Genomic DNA, 18,425 nt, shown 5'->3' with positions numbered 1-18,425 from the left:
CGAGCCTAAGGCGATTAGTGCTTAGGCAAGTGGGGTTTATTTTTTAGTTTACACAAGCGTGTATGTTACTGATTGGAATACAAGTAATACAGAATATTATTGTATTCTGTGATGTGAGATTTGCGGATATAAAAAGGCCAGCAAATAGGCTGGCCTAGGATTAATCTTGGCTATTAAGCTTTGCAGAGTTTATTTAGCAAAATTTAAAATTGGGAAGCACTTAAAGAAGCCATTGTCGGCACAGTTGATTAAGCCAATTTGAACGCCGTCGATTTCTTTGGTCATGTTAAATATACCCAACTGGAAGTTAGACTTTTCTGAAATGCTGGCCAAGCCTAAGTCTGCTTTGGTGTAACCTTCTGATACGTTTACCGCACTCCAGTTTAGGCCGTTTACATCGTTAGTAATGTTTACTGCTGCCAAGTTAACACCGGTAGTTGAGCCGGTATTCCAGTTAAATAAACCTAAAGATGCTCCTTTCATTTCTTCGGTTACTTTAGCGCCACCAAAAAATAGCCCAAAGTTAATGCCGGTGGTGCGCTTGGTTTCAGACATCCCTAATACCGAGAAGTCTACACCTCTTACTTCGTCTACTTGACCATGAAGTACTGATAAACGTACGCCGCCAACAGCATCTGAATCAGGCGCGTTGTAGCCGTTAATAGTTGAGAACATTACGGGGGATTCGGCAAAGGCAGGAGCAGAAATTAGGGCGCTAAGCGCGATAGCTGAAATGAATCTTTTCAAAGGTAAATCTCCATTAGCCGCATTGGTATGATAAGTGGTTTTACCAAGGCAGTTGTCAATCAATAAGGGCGCGCAGTATATAGCAGTGAGTGATGTTGTGAATACCAGAATGCTTATATCTACAATGCGCACCATGTAAACATTTAGTGCCTAATTAAAAGGGTCACTGTATTTTTCATCGGCCAACATCTCATGGTCGGTAAGGGTATTTAAGAAGGCGATGAGAGCTTGCTTTTCCTCTTCATTAAAGTTGAATTGGAAGGCTTGGCCATTTGAGTCTAACAGTGGGGCTCTTAGGTTTGGGTGTAGTTGAATACCGTTGCTGTAATGATCTATCACTTGCTCTAAGTTGGCAAAACGGCCGTCGTGCATATAGGGCGGGCGAATAGCAATGTTGCGCAGTGAAGGTGCTTTAAATTTTCCGCTGTCGTTGGTATTGCCGGTTGTTTCTGCAATACCTAAATCATCGGTGGATATCGCATCTAGTCCATTTACCGTAGCGGTAGTTCTAAGTACTGGGCCATTGGGTATTGGGCCTACAAATGCTTCACTTACATGGCAACCTGCGCAATTGGCACTATCTCCATTTTCATTTTCTCTCGGTAACAAGAAGAGATCTTTACCTAGGTTTTCTTGGGCGCTAAAACCTGGGAAATCAACACGTGGTGATAGCACCTCACTTCTGGCTACATCATATTTAGCAGTAGTACTTACCATGCTTCTTACAAATTGGGCTAAGGCTTTAGCAATACGGTCACTGGAAATGCTCTCATCACCAAAGGCATCGTTAAACAGTGCAGGGTAGTAAGTTTGGTTGGAAACTATTTCTTCTAGCTCTGCGAGGATCAGCCCCATTTCTATCGGATCTTGAAATGGCATAAGCACTTGTTCTTCTAAAGTTGCTGCTCGTTCGTCCCAAAAGAACGTGCCACTAAAGTAAAAACGCGCGTTAACAATACTCATTGAATGACGGCGGGTTAGTTCGCCATCAAAACCAATGCTTTGCACTCGCGGGTCTGAGAAGCCATGTTCCGCTAAGTGACAAGATGCGCAGGCTGTGGTGCCGTTGGCACTTAGCTTTTTATCGTAGAACAGTACTCGGCCTAAGGTGGCGCCAGCATCGGTAACGGGGTTGTCTACTGGTGTATTGTCAAACTCGATGGCCGCATGTTGAAACTGAGATTGCGCCGGAAAGTTGTTTTCAGTGTAGTGAGTGGGTAGGGCAATATTGGCGTAATTAAAATGCGCTTCGGGTAAGTTTAGCGCCGATTCTGGCTCGGTGATAGGAGGGGCAACTTCTGCATTGTCACCACTTGAGCTTGTTTCACCACCGCCACCACAAGCACTGAGTAAAAGTACCAAACCAAGTTGAGTCGTAAACTGTTTTATCATCACTGACGAGTACCTTAAAAATTCCTTTTTTTTAAACTAACAGCTGCAGTGTAAAGATGTGTAAACCTGCCTAATCTCTGGCGATAGTGTGAGGTAATACTAGAGTCAACAACCCCTTAATTAGTTAAAGCACTTTACCGGGAGAGACACCAATAACACGCTTAAACGCTCGAGAAAACGCCGCTTCAGAGTTATAGCCGAGCTCTTCGGCCAGTTCTATTAACGGAACATGCTGTTGCTGTAAGCGCTGATGAGCGAGGTTCATTCGCCATTGAGTGAGGTAGTTTTTAACGCTGTTGCCAATGAGTTGGCTAAAGCGGGCAGAAAACCCTGAGCGCGACATACCACATTCTTGGGCTAGGCTTGCCACTGTCCAGCTTTTTTCTGGCTGGTGGTGAATCGCCCGTAAGGCGATGCCTATTTGTTTATCGCGTAATGCTCCCAACCAACCTTCACTGGCTTGTGGCGCTTGTTCAAGCCAATGGCGGATGAGCTGTATCACCAGAATATCGGCCAAGTGGGTAATGATGGTTTCCCCGCCAGGTTTAAGTTGCTGCGCTTCAGCGGTAATAAGGTCAAGGGTACTGGTAAGCCATTGTGGATGTTCTAACTCACTTTGGTGCAGGCTTAATACTGGCGGCAATTGCTTAATGAGTTGTTGCGCCGCCAGCTGGTCGAAGCCGAGCACACCACAGGTTACCTCTGTTAACTCGCCGCTTTGGTTAATCTCTAAGGTTTCGTATCTCTCACTTAGGCGTTTTACCCCAGACTCAAACAATGGTGTGGGGCTTAATTGAGGATTACTCGTTAAGGTATGACCAAGTGTGTGCGGTATTAATACCAAGCTGCCTTGTTTTAGTTGTTGCGGAGCTTGATTGTTAATACACAACCAGCACTGGCCTTTAGTCACTATGTGAAACATCAACTTGCCTGGCAAAAGCGGCATAGAGATAGACCAGTCCCCGCGCAACACCGAGCGACAATATAAACCGCCATCTACCCGCAGTTGATGCAGCGTTTCTCCCAAAGGGTCGTTAGCAGTAGGAAAAAATACCGGATTGATGGACATAGCCCTTAATCTCGTTAATTTGGACGAATAGTTAAAAATTGTAGCTTTAAGGGTATTAAACATCCAGTTGCTTTATCAAATACTAAATAGGTGATTAACACACTAGGTCTTCAATAGATATTTAGGAGCACAAGATGACAGCAACCACCTTAATTATTGGCGCAAAAGGTAAAACCGGACGTCGCGTAGAATCGTTACTGCAAGCTAAAGGCATACGTACTCGCGGTGTTTCCCGCTCAAGCTCTCCAGCTTTTGATTGGCTCAAACCAGATACTTGGCTAGAGGCAATACAGGGTTGCGAGTCTGCTTACGTAACTTACCAACCCGATTTGGCGGTTCCCGCCGCCAAACAACACATTGCGGAGTTTATCGTACAGGCTAAAAAAGCCGGTATAAAACACCTAGTGTTGTTATCGGGCAGAGGTGAGCAAGGCGCCGAGCAGGCAGAGCAGCAACTCATTAATAGCGGTTTGAAGTGGAATGTAGTGCGAGCCAGTTGGTTTTCGCAAAACTTTAGCGAGGGCTTTTTAATAGAGTCTGTTTTAGCTGGGCAAGTTGCTTTGCCTGCCGCAGACGTTCTCGAACCTTTTGTTGATGTAGACGACATTGCCGAGGTAGCAGTAGCTTGTTTAACTAAACCTGCTTTAGCAAATACTTTGTTTGAAGTAACGGGCCCCGAATTATTAACCCTGCGCGACTGCGTGACGCAAGTTGCTCAAGCGCAAAATAAGCCCATTGAGTTTATCGAAATTAGCGTAAGCCAGTTTGTTGAAGCGCTAAAAAACCAAGGCATGCCAGCAGAGATGCTATGGCTAATGAGGGAGTTATTTGGGTCGGTAATGGATGGTCGAAATAGCCATTTATGCAAGGGGGTAGAGCAAGCTTTGGGGCGCAAACCTAAATCATTCTCTAGCTATGCAGCGGAAGCTCATGCATCAGGTGCTTGGCAGCGATAGTTAAAATCGACGTCTCCATTAACAAGCGAATGCTGGGCATTCGCTTTTTCTTTTCTCTATGGCCTTTATTCGCATGGCTATTGCCTCGCTAAAAAATGAGAGACAGTTCAAAAACTCGCTTACTGATAACTGGGTCACTAGCCTGGCTGCAACTAAGCTGAAATGATGAACAAGTATCTCGTTAAATTTAGGGCACTTTTGCTGTTTGTTTGCCCAGCCATGTTTGCTTTTGCGTTGCCATTTGTAAAACCAGTTTCCCAAACGGGCGATTTTTATGGGCAATTTAGCCAAGCTCAGGCTTACAATATTTTGCTAAATCAGCAGGGTGAGCTGAATGATTACCAAGGCAAATATACCTATTTGTTTTTGGGCTTCCAGGGGTGTAGCCAAGCTTGCCCTCGCCAGTTACTCAATTTAGCAGCCTTAGCCGATGATGCGGCATTACAGGCCGCCCAGTTTTTGTATATTGATTTAGTCGTGTCTGCCCCTCAGCAGGCCTTTAGCTCAGCGATGTTAAACAAGGTGGAGTTTCGTCAGGTTGCTGATTTTCAGCAATCTATCGAGGTTTCACAACGCTTTCCAGGTTACGTCTCAACCAGTTTCGACCAGCAAGTTGTTGATCACTCAGCATACTTGTACCTGCTTAATCCTTTAGGTGAAGTGAGCTTGGTGTATACCCAGCAAAACCTTGATATTAGCCAGGTAGTTACCGATTTTAAGTTATTGCAACAAGGTGATTTATTATGATTTCTAACTCCGCACAGCTAGCCGACAAGCAGGTGCTGTATATTCTGTTGGCTCATTTACCGGTAGTAGGGCTGCTGGTACCTATTGGTTACGCAAGCCATTCTTTTGCGCTAACCATGTCGGTGCTCATCTCTATTGTTGCCTTGCTTACCTACACGTATATGCGCGGAACTCGTTTGTCTTCTTGCATAAATGCCATGTTGCTGATGGTGTACTCCATGGTAATGATTCAGGCCCAACTGGGCCGATTAGAAATGCATTTTCATATATTTGCGGCCTTGGCGTTTGTATTGATCTACAAAGATTGGTTACCGGTGGTGGCTGCAGCGGGCTTAATTGCAGTACATCACTTGGTGTTTACTGCTTTGCAGCTAAATGATGCGAGCTTGGGCGGTATACCAGTGATTTTATATAGCACCGGTTGTTCCTGGGGAACGGCTTTTGTGCATGCAGCTTTTGTGGTGGTAGAAAGCGGGGTACTGATTTTTTACGCGATCAACATGGCTAAGGATGCGAAGGTGTCGAATTCGGTTATTTTGGCCGTCGATAAGTTGGCCGAAAATAAAGACCTTACCGCCACTATTACCAGCAATACTGAGCACCCCACGGTGATTGCATTCAATACTTTAATAACCGAATTCAATGAGCTGTTTAGCGACTTAAAACAATCTATTGTGGATATAAATGATTTAGTGAGTGGGCTAAACCAGCAAAGTAGCGAAACCAAAGAAATTGTTATGCAGCAAATGCAGCAAAGTGATTCTGTCGCTAGCGCCTCTGTGCAGTTATCTCATTCGGCGCGTAACGTGTCTGATAACGCGAGCAATGCGGCAAATGCGGCGGAATCAGTAGAGACGCAAATTCAGTCTGGTTCAAAAGATGTAGACGAATCGGTAGCTGCTACGCAAACACTAAATAGCTTGCTTAGCGATTCGGAAGTTTATACCAGCCAACTTAACGAAAATGTGCAGGGAATTAACGCAGTTATCGAAGTGATTAAAGCAATATCGGAACAAACCAATTTGCTGGCTTTAAATGCAGCCATTGAAGCCGCTCGCGCTGGTGAGTTAGGGCGCGGTTTTGCGGTAGTGGCTGATGAAGTGCGGGCATTGGCAGCTAGAACCCAGCAATCGACTGGAGAGGTTAATCAAATCATCGATACCTTGCAAACTAACGCTTCGCAGGTGGTGGATTCAATGCAAAAAGGGTTGGTGTATTCCGATGAATCTAAAGCCAAAATTGAGTCTGGCGGTAGCACTCTTTCTCAAATTAATCAGAGCGTAAGTGATATGCGCGATGTGAATACCCAAATAGCTAATAGCACCACCGAACAAACCGATGCTTGTAACCAGATAGAGCAAAGTATTAATGAGATAAGAGACAAAAATACCGTATTAATTGAGCAAAGCCAGTTGCTTGCCGACACCGCTGAGAAAGTCGCTAATACCATGCTTTCGCTCGAGCAACGAGCTGCTTTGTATCAAACTCAAAAGTGATTTTATGGCAGAAGGCAAAGCTTAATTCTTTGCCTTGCTTACCTTAGTTTGGGCTGTGACTAGATACCAACAGGCTGGTAAAAATTTTACTCAAGTGTAACCATCTACACTGCTTTTTACACATTAATCGTAGGCGGCGATAAACCTTGTAGTTTATTGTAAAATGGGTTCTATACCCCTATCGCTAGAGTAAACATGGACGTTAAACCTTACATAGATTATTTCGAAGAAATTGCTCATCTAGAAAGAGATAAGCAGTTTGACTTGTTAGAGCAGGCTTGTGAGCAAATTAATGCTTCCAGTTCTTTGCCTGTATTTCCGCTAATTACCCATTTAGTGCGTTTAGGTTTATTGTTGCTGTTGCTTGGTGGCAGCTATTTACTCTTTGGTTTAACCATTTGGATCTTAGCCTTAGCCGGTGTACTGGGTTTGTTAGCTGCACGTGTAGTAAGCAGTGAAATAACCGACACACTTATTCGCAAGGCGCTTAAATCGCTCTTGCTTGAGTAAGGGTATATTGATTTATATCAAAAGCTTATAACGCTTTATTACTTAGCCTCTTGGGGTGTTTTAACCTCAAGGAATAGAGTATGAACAAGTGCGGACAATGCAGGCAATTTACCCGAACACGTGAAAACCAAAAAGATCTTTGTGGAGCATGGGAACAGCCAACCATGGCTGATCGTCAAGCCTGCGATTTTTTTGCGCCCAAAGCATCATCAGGTAACTCCGCTGCGTTTTCTCAGCAGAGCATGGAATAGCACAAAGACCCACTTTTACCCTATGGCTAGGTTCTACGTACTTTTAAGCTTGGCGCCAACCTAGTCATTATTGGGATATCATCGTCTTTCTGCCACATTTTCTCCAATAGCTGCATAACCTGTTGGGCTATTTCTGGCACCGGCTGAGCAATTGAGCTTAGCTGGTAACCTTGCCAAGAAGCTTGCGGTACATCGTCGCAACCTACCACTCGCAGCATTTCTGGAATCGCAACTTTACTTACTTCACGGCAACTGTCGATTAAGCCCATTGCCAGCGCATCAGAGGCGCAGAAAATACCTTCTAATTCCCGTAGCGTGTCTATAGAGCGTACGCCTAACTCAAAACCTGCGCTGTAGCCATATCGCCCTGCATCTAAGCGAATTGGTGGCGTTGCACCTCGTTGGCTGAGGATTTCGCAAAAGCCTTGGTAACGTTCAATCGAGGCTTGACCATCGCTACGCCCAGCCACAAAACCAAGTTTGTTTAAGCCTTGGGTTAATAAGTGCTGGGCAGCTAAACGACCAGCCTCTACGTTGTCGGTTTGTACCGAAGGAATAAGACCGCGTTGGTCGGCTCGGCCCAGTGTAATTAAGGGCAAGGAGAGCTTTTGGCATTGTGCAAAGCTTTCGGCTGGTAGGGAGCCCATTACCGCAATAACGGCGTCTACTTGGTAGCCTGACAGACGTAAAATTGCGGCGTCTAGGTCTTCTGCTTGTTTCACATTTAACAGCATGGGTTGCTTGCCATTAAGCTGCAAAGTAGTGGAAAGCTCCTCAAATAGAAACGATTGAAAAGGGTTGGAGAAATCGCTTATCAAAATCGCAACTAAATGGGAGCGTGAACGGGTTGCTGGGGTGCTTAAGGTACGGGCCAAAAAGTTAGGCTGGTAACCTAATTCTTTGGCTGTGGCCAAAATCTTTTCCCGCTTAGCTGGATTGATGCTGGCCCCTTCGGTAAAAGCGCGTGATACCGCAGAACGTGATAAGCCTAAATGGGCGGCAACATCAGATGCGGTCACTTTTTTATTTAACTGATTGATGAGCTTGCTCCTTGTGATTGTCGATACTTAGTAAGTCGCTAATCGCAGCATCTTTAGGCCAGGCCCAAACAGGGCCATGCAGCTGCTCTATAAGATGAGGAGCGGTGCTTAGATTGGCTTCTTGGCAGATAATTTGGGCAGCCATGGCATCCCAGATATTTACTTCCCCCATGTAGCAGGCATCTAACTCGCCAGTGGCAACTTGAGTTAAACCCCAAGCAGCTGAACCATTTACCCTAACTTGGTGGCCTGCATTAATTAGTGCTTGGCTATGCGCCATATATTGCTGGGGAATGCCTGATTGATAGTTAAGATTTAAGCCAACCACCAATTGTTCTTTGGCTGCCGCCCGCGGCTTTAGTGCTTTAGCTTTTCCATCCACTATTTCAAATGCACCTTTGTCTCGCACTGCGTAAAGTAGTCGCTGCAGGGCAGGGGCGAAAATAATGCCTAAAGCAGGCCCTTGTTCATCGGCGAAGGCTAGGCTAACTACGAAGTCGGCTTGGCCATAAAGAAAGTTGGTCGTGCCGTCGATAGGGTCAACCACCCAACAAGGGGGCTGGTAGCGGCCACCATTTTCTTCACCTAAAAATTGATGCTGGGGAAAAGCGTTAAACAAGGCTTGGCGAAGGTAGCTTTCTACCTCTTGATCAGCTTGGCTTACCCAGTCTTGGTGGCCTTTGCTGGTTATAAGTAATGCGTCGCGTCGCTTAAACCAATCTATAGCTAATTCACCGGCGTGTTTTGCTATGGGTAAGGCGCTGGCTAATATTCGGTCTAGTGAGTTAGGCGACATGGCTAGTTCCTTGGTTTGTTGGATGCTCGATGCTGCATAACACTGTTCCCTCTTCGGCTAAACGGATGTTTGCGGTTGTTTGGACTAGTTTGGCCAACCTAGCTCGTACGCTTGGGTCTATGTGATAAAGCCGCCACAGGCTATTTGCTTTTCGAGGTAAATCTTTAATATCTTGCCAAGAGCCATGGCTAGAGTGGTGTTCTAAGGTTTCACATTCCAAAAATACCCAGTCTGATTGGGCCGCTAGTTGTTCGCCTTGCTCAGATAACAGGCCGTCGCCAGAATAAAACAAGCGGTGTTGGTCGGTATTACTTAGTTGCAAACTCAAATTGCTGACTGCGTGGCGAGTCGCAGCAGTTTTTATGCTCCAAGGACCAATGGTTGATGTGGTTGCGCTGTCTTGCCAAATAACTTGAAAACCCAACTGCGAATGCGGCCAATAAGCAAATTCAATTAAAGGTTTTAGCACTGCCCATTGGGATTGCTGGGCAATGATGTAAATGGGCTTTTTACGGCCTTGGGCATCCATCCAATTTATTAAACTGGTTAAGCCCAAGCAGTGATCTGGGTGACTATGGGTTACATACACCGCGTCAATTTGCTCTGGCGTTATCTGCTTGGCAAATAGCGCCTTGGGTACCGACGGTCCGCAGTCTATTAGCAAACTAAAACAGTCTTGTTTGAGTAACAAACTCGCATTGGTATGCTGGCCGTCGTAAGCGTCTCCACAGCCAATCACTTCGGCACTAAACTTATGCGGCATTAGATACCTCTAGTGCGTTAATACGTTGCTCATTGTGATCAAAAAAGTGCAGTGTTGAATCGCTCAGTTTTAGTGGCAGCTGTTGGCCACAGTTATAGAGTTCGCTGCTTTCCACTACAAACTGGCTACCTGCTAGCTCGCCGTAATAAAGCCGAGCATGGCCTAAGGGCTCAACCACCGAGATGGTCATATGGCAATCGGGGTGCAGTTTATCAACAATTACTTGGTTTGGCCGTAAACCTACCGATTGAGTATTACTAGGCAAGCTAATGTGATTAAGCAGCGAGTTAAACGCATCTTGTGGAATAAAGTTCATCACCGGTGAGCCAATAAAGGCTGCGACAAATTTATTGGCCGGTTGGTTATAGAGTGTTTCTGGTGCGCCAATTTGGGCAATCTCACCTTGGTTAAGCACTACTATTTTATCGGCGAGAGTCATCGCTTCTACTTGATCATGAGTAACATAAATCATGGTGGTTTTTAGTTGCTGATGCAGCTGTTTTAAGTAAACCCGCATTTCGCTGCGAAGTTTTGCATCTAGGTTAGACAAGGGTTCATCAAACAAAAACAAAGCTGGCTCACGCACAATAGCGCGACCAATTGCCACCCGTTGGCGTTGCCCACCAGATAACGCCCCCGGCAAGCGTTTTAGCAGCGGGCTTAGCTGCAGTTTTTCGGCGGTTTCGTTTACCAATTGCTTGGTTTTACTTTTGCTTACGCCAGCCATACGCAATGGAAAAGCCATGTTTTTTTCTACCGACAAGTGTGGATAAAGTGCATAGGATTGAAACACCATGGCCACTTCTCTGGCGGATGGATGCACGCCATTTAGGGTTTTGCCATTAAGGGCAATGCTGCCTTTAGTGATCGACTCTAAGCCGGCAATCATGCGCAGCAGGGTAGATTTTCCGCAGCCCGAGGGCCCAACAAACACCACAAATTCACCATCATTAATGCTTAAGTTTATCTCTGGGATAACCGTGTGGCCGTTATAGGCTTTAGCAACTTGTTTTATTTCTAGAGTTTTCATTTGTAGATGTCCTATTTCAATCCCATGGAAAAACCGCGTAACAAATAGCGCTGCATGTAGCCTGCTAGTGCCAGCATGGGTAACGACGATACAATGCCTATGGCCATTAGTTCTCCCCAAGCGGTGCCGTCTTCGGTCATAAAGTTTGAGATAAATAAAGGGATGGTGAATTTGTCGGGGGTATGAATAAACAGTAACGAGAAGAGAAACTCGTTCCAGCCTAAAATCATGGCAAAAATAGCCGTAGCAACCAATCCAGGTGCGCATAGGGGAAATACCACAAAGGCTAAACGTTTGAGCAAGTGAGCTCCGTCCATTGCGGCTGCTTCTTCAATTTCTAGGGGAATGTCGCGAATAAAGCTCAGCAACATCCAAATACAAAATGGCAGGGTATAAACCTGATAAGCCAATACCAAACCTAACTGACTGTTTAGTAGCCCAAGGGCATTCATTAAAGAGTAAAGCGGCACTGCAACTACAATTGGTGGCATCATTTTTACTACTAACACCGCCAGCAAAAATAGGTTGTCTAGCTTTGCTGGGAATCGATAACGTACTAGCGCGTAAGCTGCAAAAAAGGCAATGCACAGCGACACCATGGTGGCAGAAAGCGCAATAAATACTGTATTGGCCACCAGTATTGGCAGCTCTCCATTTAGCAGCGCTTGAAAAGAAGCAAGACTGATTTGCTGTGGAATTAAGTTAGCTCCAGCATGGAAGATCTCGCCAGGCGATTTAAAGGCAGTGCTAAACATCCAAACAATGGGCAGAATAAATAGAGCTACCGCAGACCAAACAAAAAAACGGTGTAAATAGCGGCTCATTGTTTGCCTCCCTTCATTACTCGGCGGGCGTAAAACAAGGTCATTAATAACGAGATGGCTAGCATGACTAATGCTGCCGCACTGGCCATACCTAAGTTAAAGAAACGAAAACCATATTTATAAACAAACATCGAAAGGGTTTCGGTGGCGTTGCCTGGGCCTCCTCCCGTCATGACATAAACTTTATCGAAGAGTTTGAAAGCGTCGATAGAGCGCAATAAAAACGCCAACATTAGCTGCTTTTGAATCAGTGGCAGTGTGATAAAGGTAAAGGCACGCCAGCCTTTAGCACCATCTACCATAGCTGCTTCGCCAATGTCTTTGGGGATAGATTGCAAGCCTGCCAATATGATTAAAAAGGCCATGGGGGTCCACTGCCAGGTGTCTACTAGCGCAATGGCGTACAGCGCTAAATCGGGGTTAAATAACCACTCTTGGGCTGGCAAGCCAATGGCTACAAGTGCACTGTTTAAAAGACCAAAATCGTAGTGATACCAGGAACGCCAGATTGATGAACATACCAGCGTAGAAATCATCATCGGGTAAATGATAATGGGCAGAGCAAAGCGGCGGCCAGAGAATTTTTGGTTAAATAGCAGCGCCAGCCATAAGCCAAGTAGTACCTGAGCAGAAGAGGCTACAAGTGTAAAAACTAAGGTGTTTTTCATGGCGGCGATGAAAAAGAAATCTTCAAACAATTCTACAAAGTTAGCTAAGCCAACAAACTGATATTGTTTGCTTAGATAATCTACGCTGCCAAAGGCGTTAATCATTACCGAGCCAATAGGGTAAACAGCCAACAGCCCCAGTATTGTTAGGGATGGCAATAACAGTGCGGTCAGCTGTTTACGATTCTCAAATAACATTCAATCACTCCAACTTGGCTCTACTAAGGTAGAGCCAAACATCATGGATGGGTTTTACACTTTAATGACACGGCTAATGCGGCGTTGAGCTTGCTCTAAAGCTTGCTCAGGTGTCATTTGGCCTAACATGGTCATTTGTAAAAAGTCACCAAGGATGCTTTCTACTTCTGCCCAGTTATGAATACGTGGGCGAGCCTTGCCGGTAGATAGCGCTTTAGCTTGTTGCGGGTACCAACGGTACTTGCTTACAACCTCAGCATCGTTGTAGATACTTTCGCGTGTAGGTGGGATGCCATAGTCTAGCGCCAAGGTCTTTTGAATTGCTGGGCTGGTGGCAAATTTTAAGAACGCTGCCGCTTCGCTTTTGTTTTTGGCGTCAGCTGGGATCGCCAGTTGCCAAATTCCTAACATAGGAGCCGGCGCACCTACTTCTGCTGGTGGGGCCATAATTTCCATATCGCCCACCACATTAGACATTTCTGGGTTATCTAAATTAGGCACCCATGCTGGCCATACTTCAATTGCCATGGCGGCGCTGCCTTTTTGTAGCGAGTCGCGCACCTCATCGGCGTTGTATACGTCAACCCCACGTGGTGCATATTGTTTCATAGCTAAAAAGGCAGTTAGAGCTTGTTTGGCTTCAGGAGTATTCAAGCTGGCTTGGCCGTTAGCGTCTACTACATCGGCGCCGTATCCCCATAAAATAGGTAAAAAGCCAGTTACAATTGGGTTGCCTTTCACCCCTCTAAATACAATGCCGTTAGTATCTTTGGCGCTGTTGGCGTTTATTTTTTTTGCTGCGGCTAATACTTCTGACCACGAGCTTGGTTTTTCTATGTTGTTGGCATCAAATACCGCTTTGTTCCAGGCAAACATAGCTACATTGCCTACCATAGGCATGGCGTACGCTGCGCTGTTTGCGTTAGGGTAGCGGCCAATATCAAAGGGCGCTTGAATAAAGTCTTTATCTTCAACTTCTTTAGGTAGAGCGGTAAGCCAATTGTTTGATAAGAACTCTGGAGCCCAGGTATCGTCCATCAAAATCACATCGTAGTTGCCGGTTTTTTCGCGCATCGACAAACTAATGCTCTCGTATAAACCTTTGCTTGGGCGCTTAACCAGTTTGATATTGGTGCTAGGGTGGGCTTTTTGATATTCATCCACAATGTGTTGCATGGCCTGCCCATAACTACTATCGCGACCGGCAATAACTAATTCTGTAGCGGCACTGCAAAAGGTGGCACTGGCTAGGGCTGTTGCCACAAGTAAGCGTTGAAACATGCTGTATTCCTCGTCCTTTGAAAATAAATAGTGTGATTGCACGCGCGTTCATTTTTCGCTATCCAAATTAGTCAGCGAAAATGTCAATTGCATGACAGCAATGTGAAACTTATGGTCTGGCTTGGTTTTGTTAGATAAAAGCGTGAGAAAATGTTGAGGGTTATAGGCCTTGCTGTATCTTATTTACTGGGCGATGCACGCTGCTTTTAAATGTTTGGTAAGAAAAACATCATCGATTGGTAAAAAAGTTTCGGTTAGCCTTCACCGAACAGTCATGATCTGAGAGGTAATTTAGTGTTCCTTTTTTGAACGCGAGTGCAAGGATGAACACATGATTAAATCTATTACTGGTTTAGCGCTTTTGCTGAGCAGCTCTTGGTTATTAGCGGCGGCGCCCTCAGTGACGCAAATCGATCCTAATCGAGATCGTTTTAATGACATTTACTACATGCAACAGCACAATACTCAAGACTACAGCAACCAGTTAACTGATTGGTTGAACTACGGTTTTGGTGCGGTAGAGCTGGATGTCATCGATCGAGGACAGTGGGAGAACGAGGCTCTAGGTCCTTATGTTTCTCACTCTAGTAGCCCAGGTAAACGTAATTGTTCTGGCGGCAGTAATACCCGCCTAGGTGATTGTTTTAACGATATAAAGCAATGGATTGATAGAAATAACCCAAACTTTCCGGTAGTTGTGTTAGTGGACATGAAGGTGAGCTGGGATCCTGCCAACGCCTGGAACCATGACGAAGTAGCATTGTTAGATGAATGGATGTCTAACCATCTTGGATCTTACCAATATCGCTTTTCTAATTACTTACAAAACTACCTAGTGCCTAAGGCTAGGCAAGCTAATTCTAGTCTTGCTAATTCGCCTGCCAAAAATGTTAGAGCATTAAGCAATGCCTATGGGTGGCCACTCATTAAAGATATGCGTGGCAAAATTGTAGTGGCGTTAACTGGCGGAAAAATTGGCAGCAAAAATCAAAACTTTCGCTCTGGCTGGGATTGGCTGTGGAACAATCGCGGCGTTTACCCTGCAAGTTTTATGTGCCCCGAAGGCAGCACCATTGACCATGTAAAAGTAGGTGGTAGTTTAAGCGGAATTTCTCGTGATGATTCGCAACGTTTCATTTGTAACAACATGGCTCAAACCAAGCATTACCAAGAGGTAGCTAACGAGGTGGCAAATAACAAACAAATGATGCATTTGTGGGGCACCTCGCCAGCCGCACCCGATAGTTTTGAATACAACTACGCCGCAGTGGCGCATGGGGTTCAGTTTATCAATCGAGAGAAAAATACTCCGCAGCAGCACACAACTTGGAACAATAGTATTCCTCTAGTGGGTGTTAGACGATCTATTCCTGGTTTTTTTCAGCTTTATAACGCTCAGTCACAACGCTGTTTAGCGGTTAAAGACGGTAGTTATCGCAAAGGTGCAGCCTTGGTGAACGAAACCTGCCGCAACACTGCTAGCCAGCAGTTTGTTTATACGGCCGAGTCACAGTTACGGCCTAAAGGAAATGCCAGTTACTGCGTAGACGTTGACGGTGGACGTGCAAGAAATGGCGCCAAGTTACACTTGTGGACTTGTGATGGTGGCGACAGCGAGCGTTGGTTACTTAAACAAAATGGCAGCTTTACCAACAAACATAGTAGCAATGGCGGCAACAGTGGTAATGGCTTTTGTATGGATACCAACAACGGTGGTTTACTCACCCAATATCATCTTTATTCGTGCAATAACTACAATGCCAATACACGGTTTGAGTTACGCCCAGTAAGCCGTTGGCAAACAACTCACTAGTGGTATTTGCTTAGCAAGTTAAAGGGCAGCCGTGTTGGATTAAAGGCTACCACAGCCAATTAGGATAGGCAGTTGTTAAGTAAATGGCTACTCTGCGCGTTAGCTTGTGGCATTTATTGAGTCTAGCGCTGGCATTGTCTACAATGACGCACTTTTTACGTATTTCAGGTAGTTAACATGAGCGACAACAACGCTAAACCTGCTTTGCCAGATCATCTTGCGGGCAACCCTCGCAGCCCTTTCCATGTTGCAGAGTGTTTTGAGCACGACATTGGCATTAAACTTAATGGCAAAGAGCGCACCGACGTTGAAGAATACTGTATTAGCGAAGGTTGGGTAAAAATCCCTTCACCTAAAGCTAAAGACCGTTTTGGCCAGCCAATGCTCATTAAACTTAAAGGCGAAGTGGAAGCGTTTTATAAATAAGCCTCTATTGCCTCAAGCCACAGCGTAACTAGCACTGTGGCTTATATTTCCTACTTAACCAGCATTTACCTTCTTAAGATCAAACCTAAGCCGTAGCTCATTTTTTAAACTTTCTAGTGCTTTACTTCACTTCCGTGTTTTTCTCAATTACTTGTTTTTGTGTGATTTTTTAATGCTTAGAGCCGTGATTGTTACGCTTTAATTGATCTTTTGTCATTGCTTTGCGAACGATCAGTTGACCTAGGTAGAATAAACATTCTACAATCGCAAGTAGAATGAACACTCTACTTGAGAACGTCAATGCTTGAACAACAAATTGCCGAACAACTTGAGCGGGCATTTAGTGACTATGGGTTTACCGAGCCTAGTGTGGCTAAGTTGCAAAAAGCCTCTGGGGTAAGCTTGCGAACCTTATACCGTTATTACCCTTCTAAAGAATCGATGGTAATTGGCGCTTTGCAGCATAGACATGCTCGTTATATTGAGCTGCTTTCAGCTGAGCAAACAAACTCGCGAAAAGACAATCTGTTAGCAATATTTAGGCAACTAGAACAGTGGATGCAATCTCAAGCACCCAGCGGGTGCATGTCGATGAGCGCATTGGCAGCATATCCCGATAACACCTTAATTAGCGAAGCAGTAAAGCAACATAAGCAAGATTTGTTAGCCCTGTTTGAAACGTGCTGTGGCGATGAAGCGCTAGCCATGCAGATCTTTTTGTTACACGAGGGCGTAAGCGCTGCTTGGCCGGTAATTGGTGCTCCCAGCTTTGAAGCTGCTCAACTCACTATAGAACAACTTTTAGGTAATTCGTAATGACAACTCTTCCAAAAGTAATGTGTGCCGTGCATATGACCGGTCACGGAGATATCGATAAACTGAGCTATCGCAGTGATGTAGCAATGCCAATTATTGGCGCACGTGATGTATTAATTAAAGTCGCGGCCGCTGGGGTAAACAACACCGACATTAATACCCGCATTGGTTGGTATTCGAAAAGTGACAAGGCCGATGACGCCTCTTGGTCGAGTGAGGCTTTGCAGTTTCCACGTATTCAAGGTGCCGATGTGTGTGGCTATATTGTGGCGGTAGGCGAGCAGGTTGATGCAAGTAGAGTAGGAGAGCGGGTACTTATTGAGCCTTGTTTAAGGGAAGCGAATGGCAAAGCGCTAGAGCAAGCTTGGTATTTTGGTTCGGAGTGTGATGGCGGCTTTGCCGAATACACCAAAGTGGCTGCTAGCCATGCCTACAAAATAACCAGTAAATATAGTGATGCAGAGCTGGCGTCGTTTCCTTGCTCTTACTCTACTGCAGAAAACTTACTGACCCGCGCTAAGGTTAAACAGGGTGACAAGGTACTAATTACTGGTGCTTCCGGTGGTGTTGGTTCGGCGGCCATTCAATTGGCTAAAGCACGTGGCGCGTATGTGCTTGCGCTCACTAGCCCAAGCAAGCAGCAAATGATTGAAGAGCTTGGTGTTGATGAAGTGGTACTGCGCAGTGACAAGCTTAGCGATGTGATGTCCGCGAACAGTGTCGACGTAGTCATTGACCTAGTTGCCGGTAGTTTGTTCCCTCAGTTGCTTGAGGTTCTAAGGCCAAAAGGCCGTTACGCGGTATCGGGCGCGATTGGCGGAGCCATGGTGGAATTAGACGTTCGCACCTTGTACTTAAAAGACTTAAGTTTCTTTGGTTGTACGGTGATAGAGCCGGAGGTTTTTGGTAATTTAATTGCTCACATCGAGCGGGAAGATATCGCGCCGCTAGTTGCGCATACCTATCCATTAAAAGAGATAGTGGCTGCGCAAACCACCTTCTTAGAGAAGAAATTCTTAGGTAAAATTGTGCTAACGATGTAGCTAGCTACGCGCTACACATTTTGTTTGCTTTATAAGCAAAGCGCTTAATTAAAAAGCCCCGAAGGAAAGTTGCTTCGGGGCTTTTCGGATTTGCAGAGCGTTACTAGCTCTTGAGTTTATGAGTTAAAGGCTTAAGTGCAAAATGGGGAAAGGCTTTCCCATGTCATCAAGCGGGGAGCGAGATACAAGCTTAAATCCCATGTGTTGATAGAAACCTACCGCAGCTGGATTTTGTTCATTCACATCTACTTTAGTGCAGTTTAAGGTGTCGATAGCATATTGCAGCAACAGCTTACCAATGCCTTGCTCACGTGCAGAGTTGGCAATAAACAGCATTTCAATTTTTTCATCGTTAGCGCCAATAAAACCAATAATAGCACCGTTGGCATCTTTAACGCAGCGCAGGGTTACAGCAGGAAAAGCCTGCTCAAGGATGATAGGTTTAAAGAACTCAATATCATCTTCTGTAATAAAGTCGTGAGTTACTCTCACCGAGTCTTCCCAAAGACTAAGCATTTCTGGGTAATCTTCAGCACGCACATTTTCTACAATCATTATT

Annotated in this window: 20 protein-coding genes; 9 read left to right on the top strand and 11 right to left on the bottom strand. The window is 45.3% G+C overall.

Annotated features, from left to right (window positions below; genetic code table 11):
• Positions 1–189: 189 nt before the first annotated feature.
• The 3 genes from LQZ07_RS17995 to LQZ07_RS17985 form a co-directional block, all read right to left on the bottom strand.
• Positions 190–747 (bottom strand): VC2662 family protein, encoded by a 558-nt coding sequence (locus tag LQZ07_RS17995; protein ID WP_152781768.1) that lies wholly within the window; start codon positions 745–747, stop codon positions 190–192.
• A gap of 150 nt (positions 748–897) precedes the next feature.
• Positions 898–2,139 (bottom strand): cytochrome-c peroxidase, encoded by a 1,242-nt coding sequence (locus tag LQZ07_RS17990; RefSeq protein WP_152781766.1) that lies wholly within the window; start codon positions 2,137–2,139, stop codon positions 898–900.
• A 124-nt stretch (positions 2,140–2,263) separates the two neighbouring features.
• Complete coding sequence (locus LQZ07_RS17985) at positions 2,264–3,208, bottom strand: AraC family transcriptional regulator (protein WP_152781764.1); 945 nt, start codon at positions 3,206–3,208, stop codon at positions 2,264–2,266.
• Positions 3,209–3,342: 134 nt separating this feature from the next.
• Between LQZ07_RS17985 and LQZ07_RS17980 the strand changes: the two genes are divergently transcribed.
• From LQZ07_RS17980 to LQZ07_RS17960, 5 genes are all read left to right on the top strand, one after another.
• A complete protein-coding gene (locus LQZ07_RS17980) occupies positions 3,343–4,164 on the top strand; it encodes an NAD(P)H-binding protein (protein WP_152781762.1) in 822 nt (273 codons plus the stop codon).
• A gap of 165 nt (positions 4,165–4,329) precedes the next feature.
• The gene (locus LQZ07_RS17975) at positions 4,330–4,911 is read left to right on the top strand and encodes an SCO family protein (protein ID WP_152781760.1); all 582 of its coding nucleotides are present in this window, start codon (positions 4,330–4,332) and stop codon (positions 4,909–4,911) included.
• Positions 4,908–6,407 carry a methyl-accepting chemotaxis protein gene (locus tag LQZ07_RS17970; RefSeq protein WP_152781758.1) on the top strand — a complete coding sequence of 500 codons (1,500 nt, stop codon included), beginning with the start codon at positions 4,908–4,910 and terminating at the stop codon, positions 6,405–6,407. Before LQZ07_RS17975 ends, LQZ07_RS17970 begins: the two co-directional genes overlap by 4 nt.
• A 195-nt stretch (positions 6,408–6,602) precedes the next feature.
• On the top strand, positions 6,603–6,917 hold the full coding sequence (locus LQZ07_RS17965; protein ID WP_152781756.1) for a hypothetical protein: 315 nt from the start codon (positions 6,603–6,605) through the stop codon (positions 6,915–6,917).
• 80 nt (positions 6,918–6,997) lie between these two features.
• On the top strand, positions 6,998–7,168 hold the full coding sequence (locus LQZ07_RS17960; RefSeq protein WP_194164108.1) for a hypothetical protein: 171 nt from the start codon (positions 6,998–7,000) through the stop codon (positions 7,166–7,168).
• A gap of 26 nt (positions 7,169–7,194) precedes the next feature.
• Here the strand turns inward: LQZ07_RS17960 and LQZ07_RS17955 are convergent, their stop codons facing one another.
• The 7 genes from LQZ07_RS17955 to LQZ07_RS17925 are packed head-to-tail and all read right to left on the bottom strand — an operon-like array spanning position 7,195 to position 13,768.
• Positions 7,195–8,187, bottom strand: coding sequence for a substrate-binding domain-containing protein (locus tag LQZ07_RS17955; protein WP_249483239.1), 993 nt, complete (start codon positions 8,185–8,187; stop codon positions 7,195–7,197).
• 4 nt (positions 8,188–8,191) lie between these two features.
• Positions 8,192–9,004 carry an inositol monophosphatase gene (locus LQZ07_RS17950; RefSeq protein ID WP_152781754.1) on the bottom strand — a complete coding sequence of 271 codons (813 nt, stop codon included), beginning with the start codon at positions 9,002–9,004 and terminating at the stop codon, positions 8,192–8,194.
• Positions 8,994–9,767 (bottom strand): MBL fold metallo-hydrolase, encoded by a 774-nt coding sequence (locus LQZ07_RS17945; RefSeq protein ID WP_152781753.1) that lies wholly within the window; start codon positions 9,765–9,767, stop codon positions 8,994–8,996. The genes LQZ07_RS17950 and LQZ07_RS17945 overlap by 11 nt, the downstream gene beginning before the upstream one ends.
• Positions 9,757–10,797: an ABC transporter ATP-binding protein gene (locus LQZ07_RS17940; protein ID WP_152781751.1), complete on the bottom strand. Its 1,041-nt coding sequence runs from the start codon at positions 10,795–10,797 to the stop codon at positions 9,757–9,759. The genes LQZ07_RS17945 and LQZ07_RS17940 overlap by 11 nt, the downstream gene beginning before the upstream one ends.
• Positions 10,798–10,808: 11 nt before the next feature.
• Positions 10,809–11,621 (bottom strand): carbohydrate ABC transporter permease, encoded by an 813-nt coding sequence (locus LQZ07_RS17935; protein WP_152781749.1) that lies wholly within the window; start codon positions 11,619–11,621, stop codon positions 10,809–10,811.
• A complete protein-coding gene (locus tag LQZ07_RS17930; RefSeq protein WP_152781747.1) occupies positions 11,618–12,487 on the bottom strand; it encodes a carbohydrate ABC transporter permease in 870 nt (289 codons plus the stop codon). Before LQZ07_RS17930 ends, LQZ07_RS17935 begins: the two co-directional genes overlap by 4 nt.
• A 54-nt stretch (positions 12,488–12,541) precedes the next feature.
• Complete coding sequence (locus LQZ07_RS17925; RefSeq protein WP_152781745.1) at positions 12,542–13,768, bottom strand: extracellular solute-binding protein; 1,227 nt, start codon at positions 13,766–13,768, stop codon at positions 12,542–12,544.
• A gap of 331 nt (positions 13,769–14,099) precedes the next feature.
• Between LQZ07_RS17925 and LQZ07_RS17920 the strand changes: the two genes are divergently transcribed.
• The 4 genes from LQZ07_RS17920 to LQZ07_RS17905 all read left to right on the top strand — a co-directional run bounded on the left by LQZ07_RS17920 (position 14,100) and on the right by LQZ07_RS17905 (position 17,866).
• Positions 14,100–15,581, top strand: a complete 1,482-nt coding sequence (locus LQZ07_RS17920; protein ID WP_152781743.1) for a ricin-type beta-trefoil lectin domain protein — start codon at positions 14,100–14,102, stop codon at positions 15,579–15,581.
• A 177-nt stretch (positions 15,582–15,758) separates the two neighbouring features.
• On the top strand, positions 15,759–16,007 hold the full coding sequence (locus LQZ07_RS17915) for a DUF3297 family protein (RefSeq protein WP_152781741.1): 249 nt from the start codon (positions 15,759–15,761) through the stop codon (positions 16,005–16,007).
• 300 nt (positions 16,008–16,307) lie between these two features.
• Positions 16,308–16,823, top strand: coding sequence for a TetR/AcrR family transcriptional regulator (locus LQZ07_RS17910; protein ID WP_152781739.1), 516 nt, complete (start codon positions 16,308–16,310; stop codon positions 16,821–16,823).
• The gene (locus tag LQZ07_RS17905) at positions 16,823–17,866 is read left to right on the top strand and encodes an alcohol dehydrogenase family protein (protein ID WP_152781737.1); all 1,044 of its coding nucleotides are present in this window, start codon (positions 16,823–16,825) and stop codon (positions 17,864–17,866) included. Before LQZ07_RS17910 ends, LQZ07_RS17905 begins: the two co-directional genes overlap by 1 nt.
• A gap of 123 nt (positions 17,867–17,989) precedes the next feature.
• Here LQZ07_RS17905 and LQZ07_RS17900 read toward each other — a convergent pair whose 3' ends face one another.
• Positions 17,990–18,421 (bottom strand): GNAT family N-acetyltransferase, encoded by a 432-nt coding sequence (locus LQZ07_RS17900; RefSeq protein WP_016402734.1) that lies wholly within the window; start codon positions 18,419–18,421, stop codon positions 17,990–17,992.
• Between the last annotated feature and the right edge of the window lie 4 nt (positions 18,422–18,425).

The organism is Agarivorans sp. B2Z047 (genome assembly GCF_023373605.1).
Classification (GTDB): Bacteria; Pseudomonadota; Gammaproteobacteria; order Enterobacterales; family Celerinatantimonadaceae; genus Agarivorans; species Agarivorans albus.
The sequence above is the reverse complement of the archived record's forward strand: the minus strand, read 5'-3'. Positions and strand labels throughout refer to the sequence as shown.

Bases quoted from the DNA above. Each gene is read 5' to 3' on its own strand.
- LQZ07_RS17990 (WP_152781766.1), bottom strand. From the start codon at position 2,139: ATGATAAAACAGTTTACGACTCAACTTGGTTTGGTACTTTTACTCAGT.
- LQZ07_RS17985 (WP_152781764.1), bottom strand. From the start codon at position 3,208: ATGTCCATCAATCCGGTATTTTTTCCTACTGCTAACGACCCTTTGGGA.
- LQZ07_RS17980 (WP_152781762.1), top strand. From the start codon at position 3,343: ATGACAGCAACCACCTTAATTATTGGCGCAAAAGGTAAAACCGGACGT.
- LQZ07_RS17975 (WP_152781760.1), top strand. From the start codon at position 4,330: ATGAACAAGTATCTCGTTAAATTTAGGGCACTTTTGCTGTTTGTTTGC.
- LQZ07_RS17970 (WP_152781758.1), top strand. From the start codon at position 4,908: ATGATTTCTAACTCCGCACAGCTAGCCGACAAGCAGGTGCTGTATATT.
- LQZ07_RS17965 (WP_152781756.1), top strand. From the start codon at position 6,603: ATGGACGTTAAACCTTACATAGATTATTTCGAAGAAATTGCTCATCTA.
- LQZ07_RS17960 (WP_194164108.1), top strand. From the start codon at position 6,998: ATGAACAAGTGCGGACAATGCAGGCAATTTACCCGAACACGTGAAAAC.
- LQZ07_RS17950 (WP_152781754.1), bottom strand. From the start codon at position 9,004: ATGTCGCCTAACTCACTAGACCGAATATTAGCCAGCGCCTTACCCATA.
- LQZ07_RS17945 (WP_152781753.1), bottom strand. From the start codon at position 9,767: ATGCCGCATAAGTTTAGTGCCGAAGTGATTGGCTGTGGAGACGCTTAC.
- LQZ07_RS17940 (WP_152781751.1), bottom strand. From the start codon at position 10,797: ATGAAAACTCTAGAAATAAAACAAGTTGCTAAAGCCTATAACGGCCAC.
- LQZ07_RS17935 (WP_152781749.1), bottom strand. From the start codon at position 11,621: ATGAGCCGCTATTTACACCGTTTTTTTGTTTGGTCTGCGGTAGCTCTA.
- LQZ07_RS17930 (WP_152781747.1), bottom strand. From the start codon at position 12,487: ATGTTATTTGAGAATCGTAAACAGCTGACCGCACTGTTATTGCCATCC.
- LQZ07_RS17925 (WP_152781745.1), bottom strand. From the start codon at position 13,768: ATGTTTCAACGCTTACTTGTGGCAACAGCCCTAGCCAGTGCCACCTTT.
- LQZ07_RS17920 (WP_152781743.1), top strand. From the start codon at position 14,100: ATGATTAAATCTATTACTGGTTTAGCGCTTTTGCTGAGCAGCTCTTGG.
- LQZ07_RS17915 (WP_152781741.1), top strand. From the start codon at position 15,759: ATGAGCGACAACAACGCTAAACCTGCTTTGCCAGATCATCTTGCGGGC.
- LQZ07_RS17910 (WP_152781739.1), top strand. From the start codon at position 16,308: ATGCTTGAACAACAAATTGCCGAACAACTTGAGCGGGCATTTAGTGAC.
- LQZ07_RS17905 (WP_152781737.1), top strand. From the start codon at position 16,823: ATGACAACTCTTCCAAAAGTAATGTGTGCCGTGCATATGACCGGTCAC.
- LQZ07_RS17900 (WP_016402734.1), bottom strand. From the start codon at position 18,421: ATGATTGTAGAAAATGTGCGTGCTGAAGATTACCCAGAAATGCTTAGT.